At 68.1% G+C, this 18,013-nt stretch carries 20 protein-coding genes; 16 read left to right on the top strand and 4 right to left on the bottom strand.

The features are described 5' to 3' along the window. Positions 1–2 precede the first annotated feature (2 nt). The 5 genes from HFP15_RS18555 (at position 3) to HFP15_RS18535 (ending at position 3,757) form a co-directional block, all read left to right on the top strand. Entirely contained in the window at positions 3–956 is a 954-nt protein-coding gene (locus tag HFP15_RS18555) for a F0F1 ATP synthase subunit gamma (protein ID WP_168517264.1), read from the top strand. Positions 957–959: 3 nt separating this feature from the next. Then, positions 960–2,405, top strand: coding sequence for a F0F1 ATP synthase subunit beta (atpD, locus tag HFP15_RS18550; protein ID WP_168517262.1), 1,446 nt, complete (start codon positions 960–962; stop codon positions 2,403–2,405). An 89-nt stretch (positions 2,406–2,494) separates the two neighbouring features. After that, positions 2,495–2,851: a F0F1 ATP synthase subunit epsilon gene (locus tag HFP15_RS18545; protein ID WP_168517364.1), complete on the top strand. Its 357-nt coding sequence runs from the start codon at positions 2,495–2,497 to the stop codon at positions 2,849–2,851. 126 nt (positions 2,852–2,977) lie between these two features. After that, positions 2,978–3,412: a DUF2550 domain-containing protein gene (locus HFP15_RS18540; RefSeq protein ID WP_168517260.1), complete on the top strand. Its 435-nt coding sequence runs from the start codon at positions 2,978–2,980 to the stop codon at positions 3,410–3,412. Between the two features lie 60 nt (positions 3,413–3,472). Further along, on the top strand, positions 3,473–3,757 hold the full coding sequence (locus HFP15_RS18535; protein WP_168517258.1) for a hypothetical protein: 285 nt from the start codon (positions 3,473–3,475) through the stop codon (positions 3,755–3,757). Here HFP15_RS18535 and HFP15_RS18530 read toward each other — a convergent pair. Beyond that, positions 3,754–4,326: a cob(I)yrinic acid a,c-diamide adenosyltransferase gene (locus HFP15_RS18530; protein ID WP_168517256.1), complete on the bottom strand. Its 573-nt coding sequence runs from the start codon at positions 4,324–4,326 to the stop codon at positions 3,754–3,756. The genes HFP15_RS18535 and HFP15_RS18530 overlap by 4 nt on opposite strands. A 9-nt stretch (positions 4,327–4,335) precedes the next feature. Continuing rightward, the gene (locus HFP15_RS18525; protein WP_168517253.1) at positions 4,336–5,832 is read right to left on the bottom strand and encodes a M16 family metallopeptidase; all 1,497 of its coding nucleotides are present in this window, start codon (positions 5,830–5,832) and stop codon (positions 4,336–4,338) included. Positions 5,833–5,963: 131 nt separating this feature from the next. On the opposite strand from HFP15_RS18525, the gene murA reads away from it, so the two are divergent. Further along, positions 5,964–7,238: a UDP-N-acetylglucosamine 1-carboxyvinyltransferase gene (murA, locus tag HFP15_RS18520; RefSeq protein WP_168517251.1), complete on the top strand. Its 1,275-nt coding sequence runs from the start codon at positions 5,964–5,966 to the stop codon at positions 7,236–7,238. Next, a complete protein-coding gene (locus HFP15_RS18515) occupies positions 7,133–7,651 on the top strand; it encodes a Uma2 family endonuclease (RefSeq protein WP_168517362.1) in 519 nt (172 codons plus the stop codon). Before murA ends, HFP15_RS18515 begins: the two co-directional genes overlap by 106 nt. Here HFP15_RS18515 and HFP15_RS18510 read toward each other — a convergent pair whose 3' ends face one another. Further along, positions 7,652–8,275, bottom strand: coding sequence for a LysE family translocator (locus HFP15_RS18510; RefSeq protein ID WP_168517249.1), 624 nt, complete (start codon positions 8,273–8,275; stop codon positions 7,652–7,654). It abuts the gene before it with no gap. A gap of 89 nt (positions 8,276–8,364) precedes the next feature. Here HFP15_RS18510 and HFP15_RS18505 point away from each other — a divergent pair, with 89 nt between their 5' ends. The 9 genes from HFP15_RS18505 to HFP15_RS18465 all read left to right on the top strand — a co-directional run bounded on the left by HFP15_RS18505 (position 8,365) and on the right by HFP15_RS18465 (position 17,239). Further along, positions 8,365–10,386 (top strand): ethylmalonyl-CoA mutase, encoded by a 2,022-nt coding sequence (locus HFP15_RS18505; protein WP_312871641.1) that lies wholly within the window; start codon positions 8,365–8,367, stop codon positions 10,384–10,386. Positions 10,387–10,539: 153 nt separating this feature from the next. Beyond that, positions 10,540–11,439 carry an ectoine/hydroxyectoine ABC transporter substrate-binding protein EhuB gene (ehuB, locus tag HFP15_RS18500; protein ID WP_168517360.1) on the top strand — a complete coding sequence of 300 codons (900 nt, stop codon included), beginning with the start codon at positions 10,540–10,542 and terminating at the stop codon, positions 11,437–11,439. 15 nt (positions 11,440–11,454) lie between these two features. Then, on the top strand, positions 11,455–12,174 hold the full coding sequence (gene ehuC, locus HFP15_RS18495; RefSeq protein WP_168517245.1) for an ectoine/hydroxyectoine ABC transporter permease subunit EhuC: 720 nt from the start codon (positions 11,455–11,457) through the stop codon (positions 12,172–12,174). After that, the gene (gene ehuD, locus HFP15_RS18490) at positions 12,175–12,831 is read left to right on the top strand and encodes an ectoine/hydroxyectoine ABC transporter permease subunit EhuD (RefSeq protein ID WP_168517243.1); all 657 of its coding nucleotides are present in this window, start codon (positions 12,175–12,177) and stop codon (positions 12,829–12,831) included. A 1-nt stretch (position 12,832) separates the two neighbouring features. Continuing rightward, positions 12,833–13,597: an ectoine/hydroxyectoine ABC transporter ATP-binding protein EhuA gene (gene ehuA / locus HFP15_RS18485; RefSeq protein ID WP_168517358.1), complete on the top strand. Its 765-nt coding sequence runs from the start codon at positions 12,833–12,835 to the stop codon at positions 13,595–13,597. A 173-nt stretch (positions 13,598–13,770) separates the two neighbouring features. Further along, positions 13,771–15,063, top strand: coding sequence for a C4-dicarboxylate transporter DctA (gene dctA, locus HFP15_RS18480; protein WP_246271822.1), 1,293 nt, complete (start codon positions 13,771–13,773; stop codon positions 15,061–15,063). A gap of 12 nt (positions 15,064–15,075) precedes the next feature. Then, positions 15,076–15,582: a carboxymuconolactone decarboxylase family protein gene (locus HFP15_RS18475; protein WP_168517238.1), complete on the top strand. Its 507-nt coding sequence runs from the start codon at positions 15,076–15,078 to the stop codon at positions 15,580–15,582. Then, complete coding sequence (locus HFP15_RS18470) at positions 15,579–16,370, top strand: SDR family NAD(P)-dependent oxidoreductase (protein ID WP_168517236.1); 792 nt, start codon at positions 15,579–15,581, stop codon at positions 16,368–16,370. The genes HFP15_RS18475 and HFP15_RS18470 overlap by 4 nt, the downstream gene beginning before the upstream one ends. Next, positions 16,370–17,239 (top strand): amidohydrolase family protein, encoded by an 870-nt coding sequence (locus HFP15_RS18465; protein WP_168517234.1) that lies wholly within the window; start codon positions 16,370–16,372, stop codon positions 17,237–17,239. Before HFP15_RS18470 ends, HFP15_RS18465 begins: the two co-directional genes overlap by 1 nt. Here HFP15_RS18465 and HFP15_RS18460 read toward each other — a convergent pair. After that, positions 17,236–18,006 carry an IclR family transcriptional regulator domain-containing protein gene (locus tag HFP15_RS18460; RefSeq protein ID WP_168517232.1) on the bottom strand — a complete coding sequence of 257 codons (771 nt, stop codon included), beginning with the start codon at positions 18,004–18,006 and terminating at the stop codon, positions 17,236–17,238. The two genes, HFP15_RS18465 and HFP15_RS18460, sit on opposite strands and share 4 nt — an antisense overlap. Positions 18,007–18,013 lie beyond the last annotated feature (7 nt).

Below are 18,013 nucleotides of genomic sequence, written 5' to 3'. Positions count from 1 at the left end.
GGATGCCAGCACAGATACGGGTACTCCGCCGACGGATCCGCTCGACGCAGTCGATGCGGAAGATCACGAAGGCGCAGGAACTCATCGCCACGTCCCGGATCACCAAGGCACAGGCCCGGGTGGAAGCGGCGCGCCCCTACGCGGAGGAGATCACCAGCGTCCTGTGTGCGCTGGCCGACGCCGCGGGATACCCGCACCCGCTGCTCGTCGAGCGCGAGGCCCCCAGGCGGGCCGGTGTGCTGGTGGTGACCTCGGACCGTGGGCTCTGCGGCGGGTACAACGCCAACGTCCTGCGCCGGGCCGAGGAACTCCAGGCTCTGCTGCGTGAGCAGGGCAAGGAGCCGCACCTCTACGTCATCGGGCGCAAGGGCCTCAATTACTACAGCTTCCGGCAGCGTGAGGTCGAGGCTTCCTGGACCGGCTTCTCCGAGCAGCCCGCCTATACCGACGCGGCGGCCGCGGCAGGCCCGCTGATGCGCGCCTTCCGCGCCGGCTCGGAGGAGAACGAGGAAGCGCGGACCTCTTACCTGCCCGAGGGCGAGGAAGAGGCGGTTCAGTTGACCGGGGTGGACGAGTTGCACATCGTCTACACCGAGTTCAAGAACATGCTCAGCCAGACGGCGGTCGCCAAGCGGCTGGCGCCGCTGGAGGTCGAGTACGGGGCCGAGGACGCGGTCAAGACGCTGTACGAATTCGAGCCGGACGCGGACGAGTTGTTCCGTTCGCTCGGTCCGAAGTACCTCGGCACGCGGATCTTCGCGGCGTTGCTGGAGTCGGCAGCTTCGGAGTCGGCGTCGCGGCGCCGGGCGATGAAGGCCGCGACGGACAACGCCAACGACCTCATCCGTGACCTCACGCTCGAGGCCAACCGGGCCCGCCAAGCCCAGATCACCCAGGAGATCAGCGAAATCGTCGGTGGTGTCGACGCGCTCGCCGCCGCAGGAAGTGAAGACTGAGACATGAGTGCACCCACAGCTACTTCGGACATCCCCACGACGGGCAAGGGAACCGGTCGCGTTGTCCGCGTCACCGGCCCGGTGGTCGACGTCGAGTTCCCGCGGGACGCGGTCCCCGCTCTGTTCAACGCGCTGAAGGTGGAGGTCACCTTCAGCGACCTGGCCAAGACGCTGACGCTCGAGGTCGCCCAGCACCTCGGTGACAACCTGGTGCGGGCCGTCTCCATGCAGCCCACCGACGGTCTGGTCCGTGGCGTCGAGGTCTTCGACACCGGTTCGGCCATCTCGGTGCCGGTCGGCGACGAGGTCAAGGGCCACGTGTTCAACACGCTCGGCGAATGCCTCGACGAGCCGGGCTTCGGCCGCGACCTCGAACACTGGAGCATCCACCGGCAGGCGCCGGCCTTCGACCAGCTCGAGGGTCGTACGGAGATGCTGGAGACCGGCCTGAAGGTCGTCGACCTGCTCACCCCGTACGTGCGTGGTGGCAAGATCGGCCTCTTCGGCGGTGCCGGCGTCGGCAAGACGGTGCTCATCCAGGAGATGATCAACCGTATCGCCCGCAACTTCGGTGGTACGTCGGTGTTCGCCGGTGTCGGTGAGCGCACCCGTGAGGGCACGGACCTGATCCTGGAGCTTCGCGACGCGGACGTCATCAAGAACACCGCGCTCGTCTACGGCCAGATGGACGAGCCGCCCGGCACTCGTATGCGGGTCGCGCTGTCCGCGCTGACCATGGCGGAGTACTTCCGCGATGTCCGCAACCAGGACGTGCTGCTGTTCATCGACAACATCTTCCGGTTCACCCAGGCGGGCTCGGAGGTGTCGACCCTGCTGGGCCGGATGCCTTCCGCGGTGGGTTACCAGCCGACGCTGGCCGACGAGATGGGTGAGCTGCAGGAGCGGATCACCTCGACCCGTGGCCGGTCGATCACCTCGATGCAGGCGATCTACGTGCCCGCGGACGACTACACCGACCCGGCTCCGGCGACCACGTTCGCGCACCTCGACGCCACGACCGAGCTGTCGCGGACGGTGTTCTCCAAGGGCATCTTCCCGGCGGTGGACCCGCTGGCCTCGAGCTCGACGATTCTCGACCCGCAGATCGTCGGCGAGGAGCACTACCGGGTCGCGCAGGAGGTCATCCGGATCCTCCAGCGCTACCAGGACCTGCAGGACATCATCGCGATCCTCGGTATCGACGAACTGTCCGAAGAGGACAAGCAGCTGGTCGGCCGGGCCCGCCGGATCGAGCGGTTCCTGTCGCAGAACATGATGGCTGCCGAGCAGTTCACCGGCCAGCCTGGTTCGAACGTGCCGCTGAAGGACACCATCGAAGCCTTCGACAAGATCACCAAGGGTGAGTTCGACCACCTGCCCGAGCAGGCGTTCCACCTCGTGGGTGGTCTGGACGACGTTGAGAAGAAGGCCGACGAGCTCAGCCGCTGATTCGCAGACACCCGGCCGGATCCTCGTGATCCGGCCGGGTGTTTCGGACATGGTGAGCCAGAGACAAGGAGCTGACAGTGGCTGCTGAGATGTCCGTCCGCCTGGTGGCGGTCGAGCGTGAGGTGTGGTCGGGCCAGGCCACCTTCGTGTTCGCTCGTACCACCGTGGGTGAGATCGGTGTGCTGCCGCATCACGTGCCACTGCTGGCCGAGCTGACGCAGGGCGAGATGGTGCGCATCGACTCGGTCGGTGGAGACGAGGTCTTCGCCGCCGTCGACGGTGGCTTCATCTCCGTCACCGAGGATGGCGTCAGCATCCTCGCGGAATCGGCCGAGCTGCGCCACGAGATCGACGTCGATCAGGCGCGGGTCGATGCCCAATCCGACGACGAGGAGACCCGCCTGCGCGGCCGTGCGCGGCTGCGGGCGGCCGGTCACGAGGCCTGAGGGCCACGTAACCTAAGCTGAGGTACGACCCGCCGTTCGCGAAGGAGGCCGACGTGGCTTGGAGTTCAGTACGACTTGCCGCGTCCGGCAACCCGCTCAGGTAGCGATGGCGAGCAGGAGACAGCCGTGGAGATAGCCGTGGTTGTTTTGGCTCTTCTGCTCGTACTGGCGGTGCTGGCGATCTGGTATGTGCTCAGGTGGGCGCGCATGCGGCGTGCCGGCGGCGTGAGCGTCGCGCTTCGCTGGAATCCCGACAACGCCCGTGCGGGGTGGCATCTGGGGATCGGCCGGTACGAGGGCGAGGTGTTCGCTTGGTACCGGGTGTGGAGCCTGAGGACCGGTCCGGATCGCGTGTTCGAGCGGGAAGCCTTGGAGATCGCGGATCGTCGTGACCCGGCGGGTACCGAAGCCTATGCGGTACCCGCCGACGCGTCTGTGCTGCGCTGTGTGTCCGACGGTGGGGCGCCGATCGAGATCGCGATGGGCCCTGGCGCGTTGACGGGATTTCTCTCCTGGCTCGAATCCGCCCCACCCGGTCGCGGCCTGCGCCGCGCCAGTTGAGCGTGACCATTACCCGCGAGGTAATCGCGTGGCGGGGAAACCGTCATTAGCGTTCTGGTCATGACCAGACAACACAAGCTTTTTCTCCGTGTGGTGCTCCGGCTGGACCAAGCCGGTTCGGCACTGTTCATCGTCGTCGCACTCGCCGCGGCGGTCGCGCTGGCCGTCGTGGGACCGGTGGACGCCGTCCTCTGGGTACTCGGAGTGGGCGTCATCGCGTACGCGGCGGCGCTGGCCTTGCTGGGCGTCTGCATGGCCTACGGCCTCACGCGGGCGGCGAGCAGGGGCGAGGAGGTCTCGCCCCAGCTGTGGAAGTCGGTCCTGATGTACGGCGGCGACCGCTAGTCCTGCCCGCCGGGCTTCCACAGGATGTCGCCGTCGGGGTTGGCCAGCCGGGCGAGGATGAACAGCAGGTCCGAGAGCCGGTTCAGGTACTTCACGGCGAGCGCGTTCGTGCGGTCCGCATCGGCCTCCACGAGCGCCCAGCCGGCGCGTTCCGCCCGCCGCGCCACCGTGCGCGCCTGGTGCAGGAAGGCGGCGCCGGGGGTGCCGCCGGGCAGGATGAACGAGGTCAGCTTCGGCAGCCGCTCGTTGAACTGGTCGCACCAGCCCTCCAGCCGCGACACGTAGTCCTCGGTGATCCGTAGCGGCGGATACGGCGGATCGGGCACGACCGGGGCGCACAGATCCGCGCCCACGTCGAACAGGTCGTTCTGGACGCGCCGCAGGACGGTCGCGATCTCCTCGCTCAGGCCACCGACGGCCAGCGCGATGCCGATGACCGAGTTGGTCTCGTCGACGTCGGCGTAGGCCGCCAGCCGCGGATCGGTCTTGGGCACCCGCGACCCGTCGCCGAGCGCGGTGGTCCCGGAGTCGCCGACCTTGGTGTAGACGCGATTGATCCTTACCGACATGGCCCGATCCTACGATTGTTCGAACAGTCTCATGCTTTCCGGCGCTTCGAAACACATCTCCGGGCCGACCCGCCGCAGCAGCTCGTCGACGAGCGCCCGGCCGCCGCGCCAGTCGCCCGGGCGCACCGTGATCATCCCGCCGTGCAGGCCGGACAGGTGCAGGATCGGCCGCCGGCCGTCGGTGTTCTCCACGGCCACGCCCGCGAGGTCGTCGAAGCGGACGACGGCGACGGGCACCTGGCTGGGGCCGTAGAACGCGCTCAGCCCGTCGTCTCCCGCGACGAGGCGGTAGCCGCGCGGGGCCGTGCATCCGACGAGCACACGCTTCAGCTCGCGGCCGGCCACCGGCGCCAGCGGGCTGCCCGGCAGCTCGGGCAGATCGGCGGGCACGTGCCGCGGTGGTGCCGCGAGCACGAGGTTCGCCGCGAGTTCGCGTGCCGCGGCCGCCACGTCCTCCACGGCGATGCCCGCGAGCACGGCGTCCTGGTGTGCGACGGCGGACGGCCAGCCGGTCAGTTCGGCCATCGCGGCGTCGAAGGCGCGATAGGTCGCGAACGCCGGCTCCCCGATGTCCTCGACGAGCGCGGCCCGGTCCGCGGCGATCTCCTCGGGTTTGGGTCCGTTGGCACCGAGGCTGTCGATCTCGTCGCCGATCGCGTCGAGCACGCGGCGTGTGTGTTTGTCTCCCACGTCGGCGCCGAAGCCGAGCAACGCGCGATGTGCGCCGATGGGCTGGTGGTCGAAGGCGACGTCGTAGACGAGGCCTTCGGAGTGCCGCAGCCGGTCGGTGAGCCGCATCGTGAGAATCCCGGCGGCGCAGGCCATCGCGGGCGTCCAGCCGACCAGCGCGCAGGCCACGACGCCGTTGGGAATCGCGGTGCTCGCCGGCGTGGCGAGGTCGAACGGCTTGAGCACGGGCGGCGCCTGCCGCGGCCCGTCCGGCAGCGGTAGCCGCAGGTTCGGCGGCGGGGGAGCGGACAGCACGAGTGCCGCGTTGCCGCGGTGGAACCAGCGTGCCGCCCACGCGCGCACCTCGCCTGCCGTCGCGCGCACTGTGGCGATCTGCACGTTTCCCGCGAGGCCGTACGCCTGGTTGCCGAACCAGATCGACGGCGGAAGCCACGCTGTGACACCGGGTCCGTCGCTGACGCGTTCCTCCGCCTGCAGCACGGCGCGTTCGACTTCCAGTGGACCGGTGTCCAGTTCGGACAGTGATTCACAAATACGCCTGAGATGGTCGACAACGGTTTCCGGGCCGCTCGTCACGTCGAAACTCGTGTGCAGCATTTCGGTCGTCGCGTTGTTGTCGTACCGCCCGGTGCGCAGCGGCCGCATCGCCAGGTGTTCCACGAGATGTGTGATGCCGCTCCCCAGGAACGTCTCGTGCGCGACACCGACGCCGAAGATGAGACTCGCGCTCACCCGCCCGGGTTGTTCGTTCCAGAACACCGGCACGCCGTCGATTTCCCCGCGATGCACCGGCGGCGGCGCGACAATTTCGCTCAAAGGTCCCCCAGCAGGGCTAATTATCGTCTCGGAGGCGCGTAGTGTTTCACACTTTCGAGTTAGAAGCGTCGCGGTCCGTTAATGAGTGCCCCACCGATTGGGTGGAGACACCGGCAGGCATGATGACGGCCATGAGCGAGCACTTCGATGTGCACGGCGGCGCCCGGTTGGTGGGCGAGGTCGATGTGGTGGGAGCCAAGAACAGCGTCCTCAAGCTGATGGCCGCTGCGCTGCTCGCCGAGGGCACGACGACCATCACCAACTGCCCGCAGATCCTGGACGTTCCGCTGATGGCGGACGTGCTGCGCAGTGTCGGCTGTGAGGTCGAACTCGACGGCGACACGGCACGGATCACGACGCCCTCGGAGCTGTCGCACCGCGCCGACTCGCCCGCGATGGGCAAGCTGCGCGCGTCGGTCTGCGTGCTGGGGCCACTGGTCGGCAGGCTGAAGCGGGCGGTCGTGGCGCTGCCCGGCGGCGACGCGATCGGTTCGCGGCCGCTGGACATGCACCAGACCGGGCTGCGCGCACTCGGTGCGACGAGCACGATCGAGCACGGATGCGTCGTCGCGAAGGCCGGCGAGCTGCGGGGTGCGCAGATCTGGCTGGACTTCCCGAGCGTCGGCGCGACGGAGAACATCCTGATGGCCGCGGTGCTCGCCGAGGGCACCACGGTGATCGACAACGCCGCGCGCGAGCCGGAGATCGCCGACATCTGCACGATGCTCACCGAGATGGGCGCGAAAATCGAGGGTGCGGGCACGTCGACGCTGACCGTGCACGGCGTGGATTCCTTGCGCCCGACCGAACACCGGGTGATCGGCGACCGGATCGTGGGCGCCACCTGGGCGTTCGCGGCGGCCATGACGCGCGGCGATCTGACGGTGAACGGCGTGAATCCGCATCACCTGGACCTGGTGCTGGAGAAGCTGCGGCTGGCCGGTGCCGAGGTGACGCCCTTCGACGGGCAGGGTTTCCGGATCGTGCAGGCGGACCGGCCGAAGGCGGTGGACTTCGTCACCCTGCCCTACCCGGGTTTCGCGACGGACCTGCAGCCGTTCGCGGTCGCGTTGTCGACGGTGTCGGAGGGCACGTCGATGATCACCGAGAACGTGTACGAGGCGCGGTTCCGGTTCATCGAGGAGATGGTGCGGCTCGGCGCGGACGCGCGGACGGACGGGCACCACGCGGTGGTGCGGGGTGTGGAGCGGCTGTCGAGCGCCCCGGTCTGGGCGTCGGACATCCGCGCGGGCGCTGGCCTGGTGCTGGCCGGCCTGTGCGCGGACGGGATCACCGAGATCTGGGACGTCTTCCACATCGACCGTGGTTACCCGCACTTCGTGGAGAACCTGAACCGGCTGGGCGCCCGGATCGACCGCGTCACGGGGAATCCCGAGCGCGCCTGATCGCGTCCGCGCGACAGCCTTGGTGGCGGCTGTTGCGAAGGTATGCTCGCGACGACGAGCTCACGGGTTGGGTGGCCGATGACCGCACCGCCGAACCGGGTGGACATGCCCGCCGATGGATTGACCGTCACCGACTACGACGCACTTTGGAACGCTGTGTCCTGCTCGTCGAGGTCACCTCGCCCGGATCTGTCACGACCGACCAGGTCGACAAGCCCGCCGAGTACGCGCGTGCCGGAATCGAGCATTTCTGGCGAGTCGAGAACCTCACCGACGAGCCCGCGGACCTGGCGTTGTTCCGCTACCGCCTCGACCGGGAGGGCGGAGGCTACGTCCTGCTGGAGGCGCACAAGGGCAAGATGACCGTGCCGACGCCGGTCGCACTCCGGCTCGACCTGGCCGGCCTGCTCTGATCAGCCCTCCAGCGCGAGCGCGACGCCGAAGCCGACCAGGGCCGTGCCCGTGACGGCGTCCAGCGAGCGCCGCACCCGGCGGCGCTGCAGCCAGGCCCGGACCCGGTGCACCAGCATCACCAGCACCAGCAGCCACACCGCGCCCAGGATCGCGACCGTGTAGGCCAGCACCAGCGCGTCCCAGGCGCTGGTCTTGCCGGGGTCGAGGAACTGGGGGAGCACCGACAGGTACAGCGCGAGCACCTTCGGGTTCGTGACGTTGGACAGGAACCCCTCGCGCCAGCGCCGGAAGCTCGTCGACCGCGCGCCGAACTCGTCGAGCTTGCGGTAGTCGCCCCGCCACGCCCCGCGCAGCGCCTGGAAGCCCAGGTAACACAGGTACACCACGCCGGCCCAGCGCACGGCCAGGAACAGCGGCTGCGACCGGACGATGAGCGCCCCGAGGCCCAGCCCGACGGCGGTGCCCTGCAGCAGATTGCCGATCAGGATGCCCCAGGTGGAGAGCAGCCCGCCCCGGGTACCACCCGAGAGGGCGTTTTTCAGCGTGACGAGCGTGTCCGGACCGGGCGCCAGCACCACCAGGATCACGAAAATGAGGTAAGTGCCATAAGAATTCCAGGTCACAACAAGCCACACTAGCTACAACTCGCCGCGTGCGGGACAAGTTACCGATGAGTAGAATCGACGGACCCGGACGTCGCTGGAGGTGCACCGTGCCCTACCCCACGGATCGTGAGCGAGACCGGCCCTGGGTCATGCGGACCTATGCGGGCCACTCGTCGGCCGCGGCGTCCAACGAGCTGTACCGCCGCAACCTGGCCAAGGGGCAGACCGGCCTGTCCGTCGCGTTCGACCTGCCCACGCAGACCGGCTACGACGCCGACCATCCGCTGGCCAAGGGCGAGGTCGGCAAGGTAGGCGTGCCGATCGCGCACATCGGCGACATGCGCAGGCTCTTCGACGGCATCCCGCTGGCCGAGGCGAACACGTCGATGACGATCAACGCCCCGGCGATGTGGCTGCTCGCGCTATACGTCACCGTCGCCGAGGAGCAGGCCCGTGAACAGGGTCGCGACGTGGACGAGGTGCTCGCGAAGCTCACCGGCACCACGCAGAACGACATCATCAAGGAGTACCTCTCCCGCGGCACCTACATCTTCCCGCCCGCGCCGAGCCTCCGGCTGATCACCGACGTGATCGCGTGGACGGTGCACCACGTGCCGAAGTGGAACCCGATCAACATCTGCAGCTACCACCTGCAGGAGGCGGGCGCGACGCCGACGCAGGAGGTCGCCTACGCGCTGTCCACCGCGATCGCGGTGCTCGACGCGATCCGCGATTCGGGTCAGATCGACGAGGCCGACATGGGCAAGGTCGTCGGCCGCATCTCGTTCTTCGTCAACGCCGGCGTGCGCTTCGTCGAAGAGATGTGCAAGATGCGCGCGTTCACGCGGCTGTGGGACGAGATCACCCGCGACCGCTACGGCGTCACCGATCCCAAGGCCCGCCGCCTGCGCTACGGCGTGCAGGTCAACTCGCTCGGGCTGACCGAGGCGCAGCCGGAGAACAACGTGCAACGCATCGTGCTGGAGATGCTCGCGGTGTCGCTCTCGCGTGACGCGCGCGCCCGCGCGATCCAGCTGCCCGCGTGGAACGAGGCGCTCGGGCTGCCGCGTCCGTGGGACCAGCAGTGGGCGCTGCGCATGCAGCAGGTGCTCGCGTTCGAGACGGATTTGCTGGAGTACGAGGACATTTTCGCCGGTTCGCACGTGGTCGAGTCCAAAGTGGAGGAGATCGCGTCCGGGGCGAAGGAGGAGATCGACCGGATCGCCGAACTCGGTGACGCGGTGGCCGCGGTGGAAAGCGGTTACATGAAGTCCCAGCTGGTTTCCTCGCTCGCCGAGTACCGGCGCGGGGTGGAGTCCGGTGAGCGGATCATCGTCGGTGTCAACAAGTTCGACACCACCGAACCGAGCCCGCTGCAGGCCGAGGGCGCCAAGGCCGTCGAAACGGTCGACTCCGCCGTCGAGAAACAGGCCATCGCGGCGCTGGAGAAGTGGCGCGAACAGCGGGACGGCGCGGCGGTGGACAGCGCTCTCATGAAGCTGCGCGAAGTCGCCGGCACGTCGGAAAACCTGTTCGAGGCAACGCTTCAGTGTGCTCGCGCCGGTGTCACGACCGGGGAGTGGTCCGCCGCGCTGCGCGAGGTGTTCGGTGAGTACCGGGCGCCCACCGGGGTTTCGGCCGCCTCCATGTCGGGTGACGCGCAGGAGCTGTCGCGGGTGCGAGCGCGCGTGCGGAAGACGAGCGAGGAGCTGGGCGAGCGGCTGCGGATTCTCGTCGGCAAGCCCGGGCTCGACGGGCATTCCAACGGCGCGGAGCAGGTCGCCGTGCGCGCGCGTGACGTCGGGTTCGAGGTGATCTACCAGGGCATCCGGCTCACCCCGGAGCAGATCGTCGCGGCCGCCGTCCAGGAGGGCGTGCACGTGGTCGGGCTCTCGGTGCTGTCCGGTTCGCATCTGGAGGTCGTGCCCGAGGTGGTCGACGGCCTGCGTGCCGCCGGTGCCGGTGACATTCCGGTGATCGTCGGCGGCATCATCCCCGCCGACGACGCCAAGCTGCTCGCCGACCGCGGGATCGCCCGCGTGTTCACCCCGAAGGATTACGAGCTGACCGAGATCATGGACGGCATCGTGGATCTGGTTCGCGAGAAAAACGGGTTGTCGCAGGACTGAGCGTCGGCTGTCACGCACCGTACGACCTACCGATACCGAGCGTTGATCTCGGGTTGATAACGGGAATACCGCTATTGTGTGGTCATCTTTTGACCCGAAAGGGTGGGGCGCCTACGTTCGGTAAACCAGCCGAAGCGACAAAGGGGTGCTGCGATGGCGCAGGGTGATTGGACGCGACGGGATTTCTTCAGGCGCTCAGCGGTCCTCGGGGCTGCTGTGATCGGAGGGCCGGCGGTGCTCGCCGCCTGCCAGAGCACAGGCGGTGGCGGTCAGGACACGCTCACGGCCGCCAAGAATGCCAAGACGATCAAGATCGGTATCGCCAACGAGGCGCCCTACGGGTTCGCCGACTCCTCCGGTAACACCACCGGTGAGGCGCCAGAGGTCGCGCGAGCCGTGTTCAAGGGGCTGGGCATCGACACCGTTCAGGCCAGTGTCGTGCCCTTCGACCAGCTCATCCCGGCCTTGAACGCCAAGCAGTTCGACGTCGTCGCGGCCGGTATGAACATCACGCCGACGCGCTGCAAGGCCGCGTCGTTCTCCAATCCGGACTATTCGGCCCTTACGGCCTTGTTGGTACCTAAAGGAAATCCGCAGGGCGTGAACACGCTGGCCGATGTCGCTTCGAAGAAGGTGCCGCTCGCGGTGCTGTCGGGGGCGGTCGAGAAGGGCTATGCGACGGGTGCCGGGGTATCCGACAGCCAGATCCAGACGCTGGACACGCAGGACAACATGCTGCGTGCCGTCACGTCGGGCCGCGTGTACGCCGCGGCACTGACCGACATCTCGCTGAAGTGGCTGGTCAAGCAGAACCCGGGTGCGGGCGTGGAGGTCACTGCGGGCTTCACCCCGACGCAGAACGGTCAGCCTGTGGTCTCCGCCGGTGGGTTCGTGTTCCGGCAGAGCGACGGATCCTTGCGTGACGCGTTCAACCAGCAGCTGCAGACATTGCACGGCAGCGGGCAATGGCTGCAGATCGTGACGCCGTTCGGATTCGCGGCGAACAACCTGCCCGCGCCGGACCTCACGACCGCCAAGTTGTGTGCCGCCTGATCGAGGCGAACCATTGTGTCCGAGGCACATTCCACAATACTGTCATCAATCCTCAGTGGACTGAGTGCGACGATCTACGCGACGGTCGGCGGGATCGCCATCACCATCGTGCTGTCCTTCGTCGCGGGTCTCGCGATGTTGTCGCCGTCGCGCACGATCCGCTTCATCAGTCGCGTGTACGTCGAGGGCTTCCGCGGGACGTCGGAAGTCGTGCAGCTGTTCTGGCTGTACTTCGTGTTGCCCGCGCTCGTCGGATTCAAGCTGATTCCGCTGTTCGCCGGTATTCTCGTGCTGGGCCTCAACCACGGGGCCTACGGTGCGGAGATCGTGCGGGGTGCTGTGCAGTCGGTGCCGCGCGCGCAGCGGGAGGGCGCCACCGCACTGTCGTTCTCGCCCGCGCAACGGATGTTCCGGGTGATCCTGCCGCAGGCCGTGGTGGAGATGCTCCCGCCGTTCAACAATCTCTTCATCCAGCTGATGAAGAGCACGGCGCTGCTGTTCTTCATCTCGGCCGGGGAGATCACCGAGAAGGGCGAGCTGCTCCGGCCCGTGTTCGGCACCAACCTGGTGTTCATCTATGGCGTCGAACTCGTGTGCTACCTGGTCATCGCGATCGTGATCACCATCATCATGCGGTTCCTGGAACGGGTCGGCGCGCGGCGGCTCGGGCGGCGACCACCGTCGAAGCGGCAGCGCCTCGCCGAGAAGTACTCCCAGAGCGGGGTGAGCGGCTAGATGAACTGGGACTGGCAGAACGCACGCGACTCGATTCCCCTGCTGCTCCAAGGTCTGGTGGTCACCGTCGAGCTGACGGTCCTGGGTTCGATCCTGGCCTACGTGGTCGGTCTCGTGTTCGCGCTGATCCGGCGGGCTCGGGTACCGGTGCTGAGCCAGGCCGTGTTCCTGTTCGTGGAGCTGGTGCGCAGCACTCCGCTGCTGATCCAGGTGTTCATCATCTTCTACCTGCTATGGCCCGCGCTGGGCATCAAGCCCTCGGCGTTCTTGACCGGTGTGGTGGCGATCGGGATCCATTACGCCACTTACACCTCCGAGGTCTACCGGGCGGGTATCGACGCCGTCCCGAAAGGACAGTGGGAGGCCGCGACCGCGCTCAGCCTGCCGCGCTCGCGGGTGTGGCTCGGCGTCATCCTGCCGCAAGCGGTGCCGCGGGTGCTGCCGGCGCTGGGCAACTACACGATCTCGATGTTCAAGGAAACGCCGCTGCTGCTCGCGATCGGTGTGCTCGACGTGCTCAACCGCGCCAAGGAGCAGGGGGCGGAGACGTTCCGGGTTATCGAGCCCTACACGCTGGCGGGCCTGTTGTTCCTGCTCGTCAGTTATCCGTCGTCGATTCTGGTGAGAAGGTTGGAGCGTCGTGTCGGACACCTCTGAGATGATCCGTTTCGACGGTGTGGTCAAGAAGTTCGGCGATCACGTGGTGCTGCGGGAGCTGGACTTCACGGTTTCGCCCGGTGAGTTCGTGACGCTGATCGGGCCGAGTGGTTCGGGCAAGACGACGATCCTGCGCCTGCTGATGACGCTGGAGCGCGTCAACGAAGGCCGGATCTACGTGGGCGGCGAATGCCTGACGCATACCCCCAGGGGCGACAACATGGTGCCCGCCAACGAGAAGCACCTGCGGCAGATGCGCAAGCGGATCGGGATGGTCTTCCAGCAGTTCAACCTGTTCCCGAACATGAACGTGCTGCAGAACGTCACCGAGGCGCCGATACGCGCGCTCGGACTGTCCAAAGGGGAGGCCGAGGCGCGGGCCGTGGACCTGCTCGACATGGTCGGCCTCAGCGACAAGGCCAGGGCGCACCCGAGCCAGCTTTCCGGCGGTCAGCAGCAACGTGTCGCGATCGCACGGGCGCTGGCGATGCGGCCACGAGTGCTGTTGCTGGACGAGGTGACCTCCGCGCTCGACCCCGAACTGGTGGCGGGTGTGCTGCGGGTGCTCAAGGAGATCGCGACCACCACGGACATCACGTTCCTGTGCGTCACGCACGAGATGCAGTTCGCGCGCGACGTCTCGGACCGGGTGATGATGTTCGACCAGGGGCAGGTCATCGAGGACGCCGTGCCCGAGAAGCTGTTCACCGCGCCGGAACAGCCCAGGACACGGGAGTTCCTGCACGCGGTTCTGGACCGGGCCTGAGCCCGGTAGGAGGCTGAGCGGCGCGGCGTGATCGGCGCCGCGCCTTGGCCGTGTGCCTGCCACGGGGTCAACCCTCTTGACCCGGTCGGCTCGTGCGCGCATAGTGTGTTCGTCAGACGAGCAGATGTACGTCAGTCGAACATGCGGAGACGAAGATGTCGGCCGGAACAGTCTTGCGAAGTGCTTTCACGACGAAGCTCTACGTCACCGTGCTGGTGGCGATCGTGCTGGGGGCGGTGCTGGGGTTCGTCGCGCCCGGGGTCGGCGCCTCGCTGCAACCCGTCGGTACCGGGTTCATCTCCCTGATCCAGATGCTCATCGCCCCGGTCGTGTTCTGCACGATCGTCACCGGGATCGCGTCCGCGGGCGAGCTCACCAGCGTGGGGCGCGTCGGCGTCAAGGCGCTGGTCTACTTCGAGGTGCTCACCACGATCGCGCTGATCATCGGCCTGATCGTGATGGACCTGTTCAACCCGGGCTCGGGAATCCACGCCAAACCGGACTCGCTCAAGCTCTCCGGCAGCGCGCAACAGTACGCGCAGGCCGGCGAATCGCAGCACTGGTACGACTTCCTGGTCAACATCATCCCGAAAACCGTGGTCAGCGCCTTCACCGAGGGCAACGTCCTGCAGGTGCTGCTGATCGCGATCCTGTTCGCCATCGCGCTGAAGGCCATGGGGGAGCGCGCGGCGCCGATCGTGCGAGGCGTGGAGCGGGTCAGCGAGGCGCTGTTCGGCATCGTCAAGATCATCATGTATCTCGCGCCGATCGGGGCGTTCGGGGCGATGGCCTACACGACCGGCAAGTTCGGCGCGTCCACTTTGGCCAGTCTCGGCGGGATCGTCGTGCTGTTCTGGGCGACCGGCATCATGTTCTGCCTCGTGGTGTTCGGCGTCGTGGCCCGGCTCTGCGGCCTGCGGATCCTGCGCGTGTACCGCTACTTCAAGGACGAACTGCTCATCACGCTCGGCACCGCCAACTACGAAGCCGTGATGCCGCAACTGATGCGCAAGCTCGAGAACCTCGGCTGTCCGAAGCGGATCGTCGGTCTCGTGGTGCCCTCGGGCTACGCGTTCAACGGTGACGGCGTGTGCCTCTACCTCGGGTTCGCCTCGCTCTACATCGCACAGGCCTTCGATGTGAACCTCTCACTGTGGCAGCAGATCGGCCTGCTCGCGGTCTTCATGATCACCTCGAAGGGCAGCGCGGGCGTGGCGGGAGCGGGGTTCGTGATCCTCGCCGCGACGTTGTCCACCACGGGTGCCGTCCCGGTCGCGGGCATCATGCTGGTGCTGGGCATCGACCGGTTCCTGTCCACGATGCGTGGTCTGGTGAGCCTGTGCGGCCAGATGCTCGGCAGCATCGTCGTGAGCCGCTGGGAAGGCGTGCTCGACCTCGACCGGGCGCGCGTCGTGCTGTCCGGCAAACCCGTCACCGGCAACGCGGAAACCGTTCCGGCGGCCTGAGAAAGGAGTCAGATGGCAAGGCTCGACTACGTGGTCGAGGGCGGCGACGTGGCCGACCGCATCCGGCAGCGCCGGGGCGGTCGCCTCACCCCGCTGGACGGCATGCTGCTGCACAGCCCGCGGTTCGCGGACGGCTGGAACAGCCTGCTCGGCGCCATCCGGGGGGCTTCGACCCTGCCGGGGGACATCCGCGAGCTCGCCGTGCTTCGCGTCGCGGAACTCAACGGCGCGGCCTACGAATGGGCCGCGCACGAGCCGGTCGCCCGCGAGGCCGGCATGAGCGGCGAGCAGTTGGCCGCACTGCGCGTCGGCGCGGACACCGGCGCGCTCGACGACCGCCAGCGCGCCACACTGGCCTACACCGACGCGATGACCAACGACATCGCCGTGGAGGACGAGCTGTTCCGCCTGCTGGGCAAGCATTTCGACGATCAGCAGCTGGTCGAGCTCACCGTGACCGTCGCCGCCTACAACATGGTGTCGCGGTTCCTGGTCGCGCTGGAGGTCGGTAAGGAGTGACGGGCAGGCTCGACGGCAAGGTCGCCGTCATCACGGGTGCCGGCAGCGTCGGTCCCGGCTGGGGCAACGGGCGCGCCGCCGCGGTGGCGTTCGCCCGCGAAGGTGCCAAGGTGTTCGCCGTGGACCTCGAACCCGGCGCGCTCACCGAAACAGTCCAGCGCGTCGAGGGCACGATCGCCACGCACACCTGCGACGTCACCGACGACACCGCCGTCGCGGCGATGATCGAGGCGTGCCGCGGCGAGTTCGGCCGGATCGACATCCTGGTCAACAACGTCGGCGGGTCGCGGCACGGCGGCCCGGTCGAACTGACCGAGCAGGACTGGCAGGCGCAGCTCGACTACAACCTGACCAGCGTGTTCTTGACCTGCAAGCATGCCATCCCGGTGATGCGCGAGCAGGGTGGTGGCGCGATCGTGAACACAGCGTCCACCTCGGGCCTGCGCTGGACCGGATCGGCGCAGGTCGGATACGCGTCCGCGAAGGCGGCGGTGATCCAGTTCTCCCGCGTCACCGCCGTGCAGCATGCGGCAGACGGCATTCGCGTGAACACCGTGGTGCCGGGCCAGTTGCACACGCCGATGGTCGAGTCACGGCTGGCCGGGCAGCGCGCGGGCGGTGATGTCGAGGCGTTACTGGCCCAGCGCCAGGCCCGGATCCCGCTGGGCTTCATGGGAGACGGCAGGGACACCGCGTACGCCGCGCTGTTCCTGGCCTCCGACGAGGCCCGGTTCGTCACGGGCACGGAAATCGTTGTGGACGGCGGAATGACCGCGAGGTGTGACTGATGACCGAACCGACCTGCCCCGGCCCCGACCCGAACCCGAAGGCGCCGGTGATCTCGCTGCCCGCCGGCGCGTGCGACGCGCATTGCCACATCTTCGGACCGGTGTCCAGGTTCCCCTACGCCGAAGACCGCACGTTCACCCCGCCCGAGGCGCCGCTGGCGGATCTGCGGCGGCTGCACGACTTCCTCGGCTTCGAGCGTTCGGTCATCGTGCAGTCGGCGTGTCACGGCACCGACCACTCCGCGCTGCTCGACGCGCTGGAGCAGGGCGGTGGCCGCTACCGGGGCGTCGCGCTGGTGACACCCGCGACGCCGGACGAGGAGATCGCCCGGCTGCACGAGGCCGGGGTGCGCGGCGCGCGCCTGCACTTCACGCCGCATCTCGGGCCCGCGCCGTCGACGGAGACGATCCGCGCCATCGTCGGCAGGATCGAGGCCCATGGCTGGCACATCGCACTGCATGTGGCCGGGGACGGGATCGCCGAGCACGAGGATCTCGTACGCTCCTTGCCGCTGCCCGTCGTGATCGACCACATGGCCCGTGTCGATCCGCGGTCCGGTTCGGACAGCAAGGCGGTCGCGGCGCTGTTGCGGTTGCTGGATTCCGGTGACGTGTGGGTGAAGCTTTCCGGCGCCGACCGGATCGCCACCCGGCCGCCGGAGCTGGGTGATGCGGTCGCGCTGGCCAGGCTGCTCGCTACCGAGGCGCCGGATCGTGTCGTGTGGGGTACCGACTTCCCGCACCCGAACACGCACGGCTTCATGCCCAACGACGGGGACCTGGTCAACGCCCTCGCCGAGATCGCGCCCGGCGAGGCGGCCCTGCGGCGGCTGCTGGTCACCAATCCGGCGCGGTGCTTCGGCTTCTAATGCAGCCCGGCGATGTCCTTGGTGATCGCCTCGGCGGTCTCCAGCAGGCGCGGCACGAACCGCCCGCGCAGCTCCTCCAGCGACACGCGGCCCGCGTTGGCGGACACGTTCAGCGCGGCCAGCACGCGTCCGGTGGAGCCGCGAACCGGGGCCGCCGCCGAGCGGATGCCCTCCTCGCGTTCCCCGTCGACCACTGCGAAACCCTGCTCGGCGACGCGGCGCAGCTCGGCCCGCAGCTCGTCGGGATCGGTGATCGTGTTGGGGGTCAGGCGTTCCAGCGTCGTGGAGTCCAAATAGGAGCGCAGCTCGGGTTCGGGCAGCGCGGCCAGCAGCACCCGGCCCATCGACGTGGGATAGGCGGGCAGGCGGGAGCCGACGTTGAGCGTGATCGTCATCGACCGGGATGCCGGCACGCGGGCCACGTAGACGATCTCGCCACCGTCCAATGTGGCCATCGAGCTGGACTCGCGCAGTTCGTCGGACAGCGCGCGCATGTGCGGCTGGGCGTGCTCCCAGAACGGCAGTGCGGCCAGGTAGCCGTAGCCGAGCCGCAGCACGCCGGCGGTGAGCCGGAAACTGCGGCCGTCGGTTTCGGCGAACCCGAGCCGCTCCAGGGTCAGCAGGATCCGGCGCGCGGTGGCCCTGGTGAGCCCGGTGGCGGCGGCCGCCTCGCTCACCGTCATCGCGGACCGTTCGGCGGAGAAGCTCTGCAGCAGGCGGAAAGCCTTCTCCACCGAATCGATGACGTCCGGATCCTCACGCGACACGGAAAGA

Origin of the sequence: Amycolatopsis acididurans, from assembly GCF_012328925.1 — a bacterium.
In the GTDB taxonomy this organism is placed as follows: domain Bacteria; phylum Actinomycetota; class Actinomycetes; order Mycobacteriales; family Pseudonocardiaceae; genus Amycolatopsis_E; species Amycolatopsis_E acididurans.
This window is presented reverse-complemented; position numbering and strand designations above follow the sequence as displayed.

Excerpts from the sequence above, each read along its gene's own strand:
- HFP15_RS18535 (WP_168517258.1), top strand. The coding sequence starts at position 3,473 with ATGACCAGACAACACAAGCTTTTTCTCCGTGTGGTGCTCCGGCTGGAC.
- HFP15_RS18545 (WP_168517364.1), top strand. The coding sequence starts at position 2,495 with ATGTCCGTCCGCCTGGTGGCGGTCGAGCGTGAGGTGTGGTCGGGCCAG.
- murA (WP_168517251.1), top strand. The coding sequence starts at position 5,964 with ATGAGCGAGCACTTCGATGTGCACGGCGGCGCCCGGTTGGTGGGCGAG.
- ehuA (WP_168517358.1), top strand. The coding sequence starts at position 12,833 with ATGATCCGTTTCGACGGTGTGGTCAAGAAGTTCGGCGATCACGTGGTG.
- HFP15_RS18475 (WP_168517238.1), top strand. The coding sequence starts at position 15,076 with ATGGCAAGGCTCGACTACGTGGTCGAGGGCGGCGACGTGGCCGACCGC.
- HFP15_RS18555 (WP_168517264.1), top strand. The coding sequence starts at position 3 with ATGCCAGCACAGATACGGGTACTCCGCCGACGGATCCGCTCGACGCAG.
- ehuD (WP_168517243.1), top strand. The coding sequence starts at position 12,175 with ATGAACTGGGACTGGCAGAACGCACGCGACTCGATTCCCCTGCTGCTC.
- atpD (WP_168517262.1), top strand. The coding sequence starts at position 960 with ATGAGTGCACCCACAGCTACTTCGGACATCCCCACGACGGGCAAGGGA.
- HFP15_RS18530 (WP_168517256.1), bottom strand. The coding sequence starts at position 4,326 with ATGTCGGTAAGGATCAATCGCGTCTACACCAAGGTCGGCGACTCCGGG.
- ehuB (WP_168517360.1), top strand. The coding sequence starts at position 10,540 with ATGGCGCAGGGTGATTGGACGCGACGGGATTTCTTCAGGCGCTCAGCG.
- HFP15_RS18465 (WP_168517234.1), top strand. The coding sequence starts at position 16,370 with ATGACCGAACCGACCTGCCCCGGCCCCGACCCGAACCCGAAGGCGCCG.